The sequence below is a fragment of the Desulfatitalea tepidiphila genome, from assembly GCF_001293685.1.
Taxonomy (GTDB): Bacteria; Desulfobacterota; Desulfobacteria; order Desulfobacterales; family Desulfosarcinaceae; genus Desulfatitalea; species Desulfatitalea tepidiphila.
In genome coordinates, this window is sequence record NZ_BCAG01000003.1 from 2647540 (window position 1) to 2659552 (window position 12013).

Here is a 12013-nt window from a genome sequence, read left to right on the forward strand (position 1 = left end):
ACAGAGTTGTGAATGCGACCATTGGACCTGACGGACATTGGAGGTGCCCCATGATGATCAAAAGTCTGAAACTGATGCTCGTTCTGTTTGTCATCACCGCAGTTGCAGCACCCGTGAGCTGGGCCGCAGAGACGGCCTATGGATACATCATTTCGTACTCTTACCGGGACAAAGTCGTCTACCATACCCCGGTATTTTCGAACCAGGTGCCCGGCAAGAGTTATAACGACGAAGAGTTCGTTTCCGACACGAAAAGTCAGATGACTTTAGAGTCCGCCTTTCAAAAACATCTCATCGCCAAGTATAAATTGAATCCCATGAATCTCACCACCAGCGCACGGGTGACGTATAAAACCGAACAGATCGCTAAAAACAAGCTGGATAACGAGTCTCGGGATTTCATGTTCAAGGGCCTTCAAATCAAACAGGAAGCCTTTACGCCCTGATCCAATCATCGGATTAAAACCCGCCCCTGCAATGAGACGGGGGCGGGGGCACTACCACAGCCATGGGCAAGACGGCTCGGGGATCAAACCCTAAGATACAGATCAACATTACGCTTGATTTTTAACGTCTTTTGCATTAGCGTCGCCGGCGATTATGAATGGATGCCCATGCACGAACCGGCAAATTTTTCATTCGTGGAAGGGCACGAGTTCGGAACCAAGTAAGGGCGGTGTGGCGGCATGGGGCCGTCGCATTGTTTTTGTCGATTCAATGAGGACCAAAATGGACGAAAAGGACTCTGGTAGTTGCGATTCGCAACCCCCTAGTCAGGACATAACGTTTCGCTTCAAAGCCACTCGGCCCCGGTACAGGACCGCCCTTTCACCGCGCGCACCCATGCGCTCCGCCTAAGGCGCCGCCCTGAACATTGTCGGGCCGATGGTCCGGCAAAAACGTTCAGGAGGCGCATCATGTCCCAAGCGCTCAATTTCATTCCGCTATGGATGGCCGACGACCCAGCCGCCCGTCAAGAAGCGATCGTGGCACTTCGCAACGAACACCCCTCCGACATTGCCGAGGTGTTGGTCGAAAACGAGGTGGAACCCTCCAAGATCGTTGAAATTCTTTCCGATGTCGGCAATCACAAGGCCATAGAGGCATTTGCCCAACTGCCCATCGAAACCCAGGAGGACTGCCTGGAGGCGGCCAATGCCCAGACCATGCTTCGTTTCGTGGAGAACATGGAGCCGGATGACCGCGTGGATTTGCTCAAGGCCGTCGACGACGAGGTGCGCGAGGCCATCATGCCGCTCATCGCCCAGGCCGAGCGCAATGCCATCCGCAAACTGTGGCACTATGAGGAGGGCCAGGCCGGCGCAGTCATGACCACCGAATACGCCATGCTCCCCAAATACCTGACGGTGGCCACGGCACTGGAAAAACTGCGCCTGCAAGCTCCCAACAAAGAAACCATCTATTATGTTTACATTACCGATGAGGATCGCCATCTCATCGGCATCACCTCCCTTCGGGATCTGATCATGTCCAAACCGCGGGCCACCCTGGATACCATCATGGAAACCAATGCGATCAGCGTGCCCCACGATCTGGATATCGAAGAGGTGGCCGCCGTCATCTCCAAATACGACCTGCTGGCCGTACCGGTGGTGGACAAGGACAACCGCTTGCTCGGCATCATTACCGTCGACGACGTCATCGACATCATCGAGGCCGAAAGCACCGAAGACTTCCAGCGCATTTCGGCGGTGTTGCCGTTCGACGAGCAATATTTCAAAAGGCCGCTCCCCCGCTTGTTCTGGAGCCGTTTCTTGTGGCTGGCCGTATTGTTGTTCACCTCGTTGATCTCCACGACCATCATGGAGATGAATGCGGCGGTACTCAACCAGATGCTCGCGCTGGCTTTTTTCATTCCCATGGTCATGGGCACCTGCGGTAACGCCGGCACCCAATCGGCCACCATGATGGTGCGCAGCATGGCCCTGGGTGAAGTCTCTCCGACCGATTTCGGTCGCGTTTTTCGACGCGAACTGGTAATGGGCCTGCTGTTGGGCGGTGCCCTGGGACTGATGGCCTATTTCCGCGTTTTTTTGCAGGATCATGACATGGTCCTGGGGATCATCGTGGCCACCGCCCTGCTGGCGACACTGTTGACCGCCAACCTGATCGGCGGGTTGATGCCCCTGGTGCTTAAAAAATTGAAACTCGATCCGGCCCTGACCGCCGGGCCTTTCATCGCCACGATTATCGACGCATTAGGGATCGCCATCTATTTTTATATTGCCTTTATCTTGATGAAAGTTTTCTAACGGGTGCCCATCCATCTGGCGGATGACGGCAGACAACGATCAATTGGGGATATTCATGCAATGGATGGCCGCTCGGGTGGCATTTCACAGTGAAAACGAAGAATTGACGGCCGACCTGATCACATCCGCCTTCCAGGACCTGGGGGTGACCGGCGTGGTGGTGGACGACCCCCATCTGACACCGGCCGAGGGATGGGGCGACGATGCCGTACCCCTGCCCACCGAACCGGCCGTGTCGGGCTACCTGGCCATGGATGAGCGCCTGGAGCAGCGGCGTTTTGACCTGGAAAACGCCTTGGCCGATCTGGCCCGAAGGCATCCCATGAATTATTCGGTGCAATACAAGACCGTGGACGAACAGGATTGGGCCGAATCGTGGAAAGCTTTTTTCTACCCCGAGCAGATCACCCCCACCATGGTGGTCAAGCCCACCTGGCGCGACTACACGCCCACCTCTGGCCAACAGGTGATTGAAATCGACCCTGGCATGGCCTTCGGCACCGGATCCCATCCCACCACCGCCCTCTGCGTGCAACTGCTCGAGACATATATGCGGCCCGGACAGGCCGTTCTCGATGTGGGCACCGGATCGGGGATTCTGCTCATCGCGGCCGCCAAGTTGGGGGCCGGCCGCCTGACCGGCGTCGATTTGGATCCCGTGGCCGTAACCGTGGCGGAAGCCAATTTACGTCAAAACCACATCCCGACAGACCGATACGAGCTGCGCTGCGGCGACCTGACCGACACCATAGACGCCACCTATGATGGGGTGGTGGCCAATATCCTGGCCGACGTGATTCTCGAATTGCTCGATCGACTGGTCCCCGTCCTCAAACCGGGCGGCTGGTTGATCTGCTCCGGCATCATCCAGTCGCAACGGGATTCGGTGGCCCGCAAAATGACGGCCCGCGGCTTTCGCGTGGAAACAATCCTCGAGCGCGGCGACTGGGTGGCCCTGGCCGGGCGGTTGCGCCCGTGATCCCGAAACCCCAAGCCTGACGAAAAGGAACCGGATTGGACGTTATTCTTACCTGGATCGACGCGATTCCCGCCATCGTGCGCATTCTGCTGATCTTCACCCTGGTGCTGATCGCTATCAAACGCCACTGGTCGCTGGGCAGCGCCTTTTTGACAGGGGCCATCGGCATGGGCATCGTTTTCGGCATGGGGCCGCTGGCCATCGCACGTTCGATGGGAGGGGCGCTGGCCCATCCCAAGACCCTCAGCCTGGCGCTGGTGGTGTCGTTGATCCTGGTCCTCAGCCACACCCTGGAAAAATCGGGCCAGATGGCCCGGCTGCTCGATGCGTTCAAGGGGATGATTCAAAAGCCCAAAATAAACCTGGTGATCTTTCCGGCCCTGATCGGTCTGCTGCCCATGCCGGGTGGTGCCATTTTTTCGGCCCCCATGGTCAAGACCCTGGGCCAGGGCCATCGCCTGTCGGCAGCCCAGTTGAGCTATATCAACTACTGGTTTCGCCATATCTGGGAATATTGGTGGCCGCTCTACCCCGGGATCCTTTTGACCACGGCCCTGGCCAATATCGACCTCTGGCGTCTGGTGGTGTTATCGGCTCCGCTGACCCTGGTTGCGGTGCTTGCCGGATACTGGCCCCTGCGCGGTGCGGTGCCGGCCTTGGAAAAGCAGGTCCGGCGCAAGGCCATCCTCCCGTTTTTTAAAGAACTGGCGCCCATCGCCTTCGTCATCATCTTCGGCGTGACCATCGGATCGCTCTTTTCCGGCATTTTTCCAGCACCGATGCGGCCGATCGCCAAGGAGGCGGGACTCGTACTGGCGCTGTTCATCGCCTTGTTCTGGGTCTGGCAGGCCAATCGTATGGATTGGACCACGCGCCGCAACATCGTTCAAAATCCGGCCCTGCTCAAAATGGTTTACATGGTGGCGGCCATATTGATTTTCGGAGGCATTCTGGAAGACAGCCACGCCGTGGACCAGGTCAGCGACGAGATGCTCCGCTGGCAGATCCCCTTGACGCCCATTACCATGCTCCTGCCGTTTCTGGTGGGAACGGTGGCCGGGATCACCATCGCCTTCGTGGGCACCACGTTTCCCATTCTGATCTCGCTGATCGACACCATGGGGCACCACGGCCTGATGCTGCCCTACCTCATGCTTGCCCTGGCCAGCGGTTTCGCCGGCGTGCTCGTCTCCCCTCTGCACCTCTGTTTCCTCCTCTCCAACGAATACTTTCAAACGACCCTCGTTCCGGTGTACCGGCTCATGCGCTTGCCCTTGCTGGCCCTGTTGATCGGCGCCGTGGCCTATTTTCTGATGTTGTGCTATTGGATGGGTTGAAGCAGGCCGATACGATCAGGCCCGAATTTTTCGTATTCAGTGCTCGTCCACAAATAGGCAAATTGGGTCGAGATCAAGGCGCGCGAAAAATTTAACCGCAGGCATATGGTCGATGTTCCGAGGATTAAATTTTGCGCGCAAGGCCGATATCGGGCCAATTGGCCATTTGTGGATGGCACTATCTATCAGGAGGTTGATATGCAACGTTACAAGGTGACCCTTTTCGAACCCTACCCTTTCGAGGTCGGGCAGAAGATCCGCATCGAAGGCGGCAAACGCGGCGGCGATTGGGAAGTGATCGGCGTCAGTGAGGCCAAGGTCAAATTGCGCTGCCCGATCTCGGGGCGGGAATTCGACTGGGATCGCTTCTGCTACGTCACACAGGAGCGTGACAATGAGATCTGGCCGAAGGAATGAGCCGATAGGACGCAACCGTATGCCTGACAAGAAACGGGTTTCCACGGGATTGAAGGCCCTTGACCAGCGCCTGGACGGCCTGTTTATCGGCGACAACGTCATCTGGTATGACGAGGCCGGCAGCCTGGCTTTTCCTTTCACACTCAACTTCATCCGCGAATCCCAGAAGCAACACAAGCCGATGGTCTACGTCTCCTTCGACCGTTCGCCCAAGAGCCTCATGGAGGAGCTGGGACCGTTGGCCGAGTACAACGACCTGACCATCCTGGACTGTTTTACCCATGGCAAGGGCGACGGTTCGTCGGTCTTCGCCAACTTTTATGCACAGCGGGGCGTGCAATGGCCCTGCCGCATCGTCCGAACGGACGAACCATGGAAACCCGAGCTGGTGGCCAAGGCCATTTACGACATTCATCGGCAGCTGACGGGTGACGTGCGCTTTGTCTTCGAAAGCCTGACCGGAATGCAGGACTTGTGGGAGGGGGAAGAGAACATTTTAAAGTTCTACTCGCGATCCTGCCCGCGGCTTTACGAACTGCAGACCATCGCCTACTGGATCATCGAAAAGGGGGCCCACAGCCATCGTCTCAAAGCCCACATCAACCAGATCGCCCAGGTGGCCATCGAGCTGGGGGTGCGTCGAGGCAAGAGCGCCCTGACGATCCTCAAGGCCCACAAACGCCACCCTGACACCCTGAACAAACCGGAACTCTTCTGGGCCGACGGTATGGCCGTGGGTTTCGATGCCGACCGGTCCATGACCGAAAAAATCGACCTGGGCGGCCGCCTCAAGTCGATCCGCACCCGCCAGGGGCTCTCCCAGAAAGAGCTGGCCGTGCTGGTGGGCGTCACTCCCAGCACCATCTCCCAGATCGAAAGCAACCTGATCTATCCGTCTCTGCCCGCCCTGGTCAAAACCGCCCAGGTGCTCGGCGTGGAGGCGGCCTACTTTTTCAACAAGAACGGAGAAGAACGCAAGCCCACGATTTTCTCCGGTGAAGGCAAACGCGTTCAATTTTCCCAGATGCCCAAGGGCAGCATCGACGGCCGCCACTTGCTGCCGGCGGACCTGCCTGCCGGCGTGGAACCTTACATCATCGAAATCTCGGCCGGCCGGAAAATCCCCTCCCATTTCTTCACCCACAAGGGAGAAGAGTTCGGCTATCTGATCGATGGCGAGCTGGAGGTGACGATCAACAATACGGTGCGGCACATGGGACCCGGAGATGTGATCTTCCTGACCCACGACACGCCGACGCAGTGGAGATGCGGGCCGGAGCGTATCGCTCGGTTGTTATGGTTGAAAATCCTCTAAAACGGGCCGTGCGATGGGGCCTGTGGGGTGCCGGGGCGTTGGTGGCCCTTGTCCTGGGCCTTCATTTCCTGCTGCCCTCCCTGCTCAACATCGAAGCGGTGAAGACCAAGGTTTTGGCTCTGGCCGGCCAGACGATCCCCGGCCGAATCGATATCGACCGGCTGCGACCGGGTCTCTTTCCTCTGCCGCATCTCCTTCTTGTCGATGTTCATTATGCCCTGCCCGAAAGCCTCCAGCTCGACGCCGCCGCGGTCATCGTTTATCCCCAAGTGATCCCGCTGTTGACCGGCCGCCTGCGTCCGGGGGCCGTGATCGTTCAAAGCCCGACGCTCTCGCTCACGCTCCCCCGACGCCAAGACCAACCGCCGGATGCGATGGCGATGCTTGCACCGTCCGCCGACCCCCGCATGCTGAAGGCGGTCCTGGCCCGCATCCCGCAAGAATGCCGGGTGGACATCGACAACGCCCGGGTGACGCTGCGACACGGGCCGACGGCATCCGTGCGCCTCGATAGCATGTCGGCCGCCTTGATCGAGGAAGATGACGCGGTCGTGTTGCGCATTGAAGGTCGTGGAGATCTGGCCGGCGAATTCGACATCGAAGCTGAACTGGATCGACAGACCCTTGACGGCAGCGGGCGCATCCGGCTGAAGCGGCTGGACACCGACGCCTTGGCTGCCGTAGTTCAATCGGGGCCGGCGGCCACGCGGCTTCAGGCCGAACCCGACCTCGATGTCAAGTTCGAAACCGAAGGATTCGAAACCTGGCGGACAAAATTTTCCTTCTCGTCGCCCAATGCCCGCCTGAAAAGAGACGAAGGCCGCATCGAGTTTAAAAGCATTGCGATCGAAGGCTCCCTTCTGATGACGCCGGAACAGCTCGAGGTCGTCTTTACCCGGGTGAAAACAGCCACCCCCAAGGCCGAATTGAACGGCGAGTTGACCTGGCAAAGAGATCCAGCGGCCGATACAGCCGGTTGGCAGCTCTCGATGAAGGCCCGCGATACCGATGTCACCCGTCTGCGACGGGACATGCTCGCCTTTTTACCGGATTTGCAATTATGGACGCTGCTGAATGTCATTCGAGGCGGCACCCTCGATCACATGATGCTGACCAGCAGCGGCGGCTCCTGGGAAGAACTCTGGCGGACGGGCCGCATGACGATCTCGGGCGAAGCCGGCGACACCCGACTCTTCATACCGGGCCCGGACCTGCACCTGACCGATGTCAGCGGCCAATGGCAGATGAAAAACGGCGTCCTGACCACCCGCAAGACCTCCGCCCGGATGGGCAAGACCCGGGGACAGGACGGCAATCTCGAGCTGGACCTCACGGAAGATCCCCTGCGCCTGAAACTGGACATCAGGGTCGTCGCCGCGCTTTCGGAATGGCCGCCCATACTCGCCCGGGTGCTTTCAGGGCCCGGCGCACAGGCGGAACTGGCAAGGCTCAAGGCGCTCGAGGGTACAGTTTCGGGCCGGCTCGGCCTATCGGGCGATGTGAACAACCTGGAGGTCCGGGTCACGGCCGATGACATCGCCCTGACGGCCGACCACGATCGCCTGCCCGCGCCGATCCGCATCGAAAGCGGCACCTGTGACGCCTGGCTGTCACGAGGACGCATGGGGCTGCGGGGGGATTTCAAATTGCCCCAGGAACTGGCGATATCGGCCGAGTTCACCCTACCCATCGATGGCGCCGATCTTCAGCGCCTGAGCCTGACCGACGAGCAGTCGTCCGCAACCTTCACCGCGTCCCACGACCGTGCCCGGAAGCAATTGGACGTCCGTTTCAGCGGTCATCTGGCGCGCTCGACCCTGGCCAAAGTATGGCCCCAGGACAACACCGGGGGGTGGATCAAAGGCGACGTGACGGCCCAGGTGGCGTATGCCCATCCCATGCAGATCACTGCCACCGGCCCTCTGGAAGCTTCCGAGGTGCGGCTGCCGCTGCCGTCGGCGCCCGCGGTCGACATCCACCGGGCTGCTCTGGACCTGCGCGGCGACACGTTGGCCATCGCTCTTCTGGATCTGTCCTACGCCGGACAGCGCTGCGTTCTCTCGGGAGATGCCCGCCTGGACGAAAACAGGATTGAACTGGCCCTGGCGCTCGACAGCGAATCCCTGGATTTGGATCCGCTCCTGGCCGCCTATCGACAGGTGAAGGAAAAGCCGGCCACCGACAGACCCGAGCCCCGCCAGACGCCCGTTTTCCGGGGCGTCATCGAGATGCGGATCGACCGCATGACCGTTCAACAGCGGATCTTCGATTCGCTGCGGGCCACTGCCGAGCTGAAAGATAACCAGTCCACCGTCACCTTGAAGCAGGGACGGCTGTGCGGCATATCCGCCAGGGGGGAACTGCGCTGGACACCCGCGGGATGGACGATGGAGATCGAACCCTATGCCCGGCAGCAGGCGGTCCAATATTCCGGGGGTTGCCTGGTCGGCGGTGAGACCACGGAACGCGTCGAAGGGACCTTCGATGTCTCAGGGAGGCTCTCCTCATCCGGACAAAACCCGGAAGAGATCATGCGCCGCCTGCAGGGCGTCATCGACCTGAAGGCCTACGACGGAAAGATCGTCAATGTGGGCGGGGCGGGTATCTTCACCAATATCCTTACCTACCTGACAATCAACAAGCTCATCGCCGGCGACCTGCCCGATCTGCGCGAGCGTGATTTCAAATACAACCGCATCGATATGCAGCTGCAGATCAAAGACAACCGGATCGATCTCTATCAGGCCGACCTGCTTGCGGATTCTCTGAACATGGTCGCTGCGGGAACCATCCACATGGACACCCGGCAGCTCGATCTGGACGTGCTCGTCTCGCCGCTCACCACGGTGGATGCGCTGGTACGACACCTGCCGCTGGTGGGCCGAATCCTCAAAGGCACCCTGGTGGCCGTTCCGGTGGGGGTGACCGGTCCATTTCACAACCCCCGCGTGATCCCGTTGTCTCCCAAGGCAATCGGGTCCCGGCTGGTCGGTATTCTGGAGGAAATCCTGAAGACACCTTTCCAATTGATCGAACCGATATTACCGTCATCCAATGACGATAACAAAGACCGGAGCAGGCCCCAGGAAAACGCTGAAGAGCCGCCGCAGACACCGGCGCCATAAAAACAAACGGACGGAAAAGAGTTGATGAATTCGCAAACAGATGCTGTCGGACGGCAATGGCAAGCGCCCCAACCTGTAAAGCGGAGAACATGACGCCCATATTGGATAAACTCACGGAGATCTACGACCTGCATGCGGCCCGGACAGCGCAATTCCGGCAAGCGGCCGCGTGTGCCAAAGGCTGCGCCTTCTGCTGCACGGACGCCGGCCGCATCGACATCACCACCTTGGAAGGACTGCGGATGCGGCAGCACCTCCGGCAGGTGCCGCGGCCCCAACGGGCCGCCCTGGAGAACGCCATCGACCGGGATGCCCGCAGGCGCGAAAAAGGCCGGCCGTCCCCCTGTCCTTTTCTCCTGAAGAATATGGCCTGCCGCATCTACGACATCCGGCCATTTGCCTGCCGCCGAATCTACTCCATGAAACGATGCGGTCCCGAGCAACCGCCGTTGCTCCACCGGGAGGCGATGGCATGGGCCGACGAGGCCATCGCGTCGCTGCAAGCCCTCGATCCCAATGGATACACCGGCCACATCTCTTACATCCTGCACATGCTCGACACGCCGGCCTTTCTGACGACCTACCTTGCCGGGGCCTTCAAGCCCGAAGCCGTCATGATGTACGGCAGGACGCATGGCATCGTCATCAACCGGATGATGGTCCCAGCCTCCACCTAAACCGGTTAGTGCCTATTTAGAATCGCTGCCAGCGGGTTGTTGTTGTGCGGCAGGCCTCGTACTGAATCCAGACGTTCAGCGCCATCCACACCAGAGCGGCGATCATCAGGACGATGCCGATGCCTTGGGACAGGCAGGCCAGCGCATGATCCATTTTGAGGAGCCCGGTGGTGCGCAGCAGATATTCCCAGTCATGGTAATCGGCCACCTCCTTGCCGGTCACCCCGCCGAGAAGCACCAAGTCGAGGGCCCGCGCATCGTTAATATACGGCGCGATGTCCATGAAGCTCTCGGCCAGCCACCACTGGGCCGCTGCCGCGCCGAAGGCATCCCGGGTCTGCAGGAGCAACACCCCCATGCAAACCGCCGGCATGAGCAGCTGTCCGAGGGTGCCGCCCAGCACCTGTATGAATCGCCCGAAAGGGCTGAAAATAATGTGGCCCGCCTCGTGAAACGGCAGGTTGACCAGGTGCATGACACTGCGCCCCGCTGCATTGGACTCGATGGAAGCAAAGAGGAAAGAGAAACTCCAGATAAACAGCAGTGCCAGCAACAGAGCCCTGCCCCCCACGACCAGCGGGTTGGGATTGACCGGCTGCGGCGGCAGCAGCAGTGTCTTCAGGGTGCCCTCAGGGGATGCCTCGGAAGCGTTGTCCTCTGCTTCGGTCGGATAGGCCGCCTTCCGGTCCGCAGGCCGGCGGATCTTGGCAAAAATCACGCCGCAGGCAACGCACTCCGTTCCGCCGTCATCCTGTTCAAAATGGCACTTTGGACAAATCATCGGGACAAATGAATTCGAACACTCTTTGCCGGACGGTGTCGTCAAAGGTTAATTGTTGAAACAGTTTCCAGAACCGCCACGACCAGATCGATGGTGCTTTGCACGTCCCTCTTCTGCACCACACTCATGGGTGAATGGATATAGCGCGTCGGTACGGACAGGGCGCACACCTTGACGCCAGGCCCAGTGGTCTGACTGATGGCCGCATCGGTGGCCCCCGTGTTCTTGACGATGAGCTGGTGGGGAATGGCCGCGGCCTCCGCGGTCTCGACGAGAAAGTCCACCAATCGCCGATCGGAGATCATGCGCTGGTCCGAGATGCGGATCTCCGGGCCCTTTCCCTGGGTGGTCGCAAGGGTGTTGGGCGGCAGCTTCAATCCCGGTGTATCCGACGCCACCGTGCCCTCCAGGGCCAGAACGATCTCGGCCTGGGTCGCAAACACGGCCGGTCCGGCGCCCCGTAGTCCGTACTCCTCCTGAGTAGAGGCAATCAAAAACAGATCGCAATCCAATTTTTTGGCCTGCGCCACGGCGCTGAGCATGACGAAAAGGCCGACACGGTCATCGAGGGCCTTGGCGAAAAAGGCATGTTCGTTTTCCCAGCCGTCCGTGGCGAAGGTCACCGGATCGCCCACTCTGACCGACGCCAGGACCTGTTCGGCGGGAAGTCCCAAATCGATGAAGCTCTCTTCGATGGGCAAGGCGTTCTTTGCTTCCGGGCCGCTGGCCTTTTTCTGAAGATGGGGTGGTATGCTGCCGACGATGCCGGGCAGATCCCGGCGTCCATGCACCATGACCTTCTGGGCACCGAACACCCGCGCGTCGATCCCCCCCATGGGCATGACGCGGACAAATCCCTGGGGCTCGATCTTGCTCACCAGAAAACCGATTTCATCCATATGCGCGATCAAGGCCAGTCGCGGGCCTTTGCCGGGTATATGGGCAATCAGGCTGCCCATGGCATCGGTGGAAATCTGCCCGCCGAAGGCCGAAAACTTTTCCGCAACGAGTTCCCGGACGCGCTCCTCACGTCCCGGGACGCCGGGCGTTTCGACCAACTGCCTCAAAAGATCATACGCCATAGGTCAACTCCTCGAGCAAAATGAAAG

10 protein-coding genes are annotated in these 12013 nt (G+C 59.7%); 8 read left to right on the forward strand and 2 right to left on the reverse strand.

Translation table 11 applies throughout. The features are described 5' to 3' along the window. Window positions 1–50 precede the first annotated feature (50 nt). From DFT_RS16310 to DFT_RS16345, 8 genes are all read left to right on the forward strand, one after another. The gene (locus DFT_RS16310) at window positions 51–446 is read left to right on the forward strand and encodes a hypothetical protein (RefSeq protein WP_054032206.1); all 396 of its coding nucleotides are present in this window, start codon (window positions 51–53) and stop codon (window positions 444–446) included. Between the two features lie 471 nt (window positions 447–917). Then, window positions 918–2273 carry a magnesium transporter gene (mgtE, locus tag DFT_RS16315; RefSeq protein WP_054032207.1) on the forward strand — a complete coding sequence of 452 codons (1356 nt, stop codon included), beginning with the start codon at window positions 918–920 and terminating at the stop codon, window positions 2271–2273. Window positions 2274–2328: 55 nt separating this feature from the next. Continuing rightward, window positions 2329–3252, forward strand: coding sequence for a 50S ribosomal protein L11 methyltransferase (prmA, locus tag DFT_RS16320; protein ID WP_076750746.1), 924 nt, complete (start codon window positions 2329–2331; stop codon window positions 3250–3252). 35 nt (window positions 3253–3287) lie between these two features. Then, on the forward strand, window positions 3288–4589 hold the full coding sequence (locus DFT_RS16325) for a DUF401 family protein (protein WP_054032209.1): 1302 nt from the start codon (window positions 3288–3290) through the stop codon (window positions 4587–4589). Window positions 4590–4787: 198 nt separating this feature from the next. Then, window positions 4788–5006 (forward strand): hypothetical protein, encoded by a 219-nt coding sequence (locus DFT_RS16330; RefSeq protein ID WP_054032210.1) that lies wholly within the window; start codon window positions 4788–4790, stop codon window positions 5004–5006. A gap of 19 nt (window positions 5007–5025) precedes the next feature. Further along, window positions 5026–6321, forward strand: coding sequence for a helix-turn-helix domain-containing protein (locus DFT_RS16335; protein ID WP_054032211.1), 1296 nt, complete (start codon window positions 5026–5028; stop codon window positions 6319–6321). Further along, window positions 6303–9446, forward strand: a complete 3144-nt coding sequence (locus DFT_RS16340; protein WP_054032212.1) for an AsmA-like C-terminal domain-containing protein — start codon at window positions 6303–6305, stop codon at window positions 9444–9446. The genes DFT_RS16335 and DFT_RS16340 overlap by 19 nt, the downstream gene beginning before the upstream one ends. 89 nt (window positions 9447–9535) lie before the next feature. After that, entirely contained in the window at window positions 9536–10123 is a 588-nt protein-coding gene (locus DFT_RS16345; RefSeq protein ID WP_054032213.1) for a YkgJ family cysteine cluster protein, read from the forward strand. Window positions 10124–10139: 16 nt separating this feature from the next. Here the strand turns inward: DFT_RS16345 and DFT_RS16350 are convergent, their stop codons facing one another. Together DFT_RS16350 and DFT_RS16355 are read right to left on the reverse strand one after the other, a co-directional pair. Then, window positions 10140–10841, reverse strand: coding sequence for a hypothetical protein (locus DFT_RS16350; protein ID WP_200907068.1), 702 nt, complete (start codon window positions 10839–10841; stop codon window positions 10140–10142). A gap of 104 nt (window positions 10842–10945) precedes the next feature. Beyond that, entirely contained in the window at window positions 10946–11986 is a 1041-nt protein-coding gene (locus DFT_RS16355) for a M42 family metallopeptidase (RefSeq protein ID WP_054032215.1), read from the reverse strand. Window positions 11987–12013 lie beyond the last annotated feature (27 nt).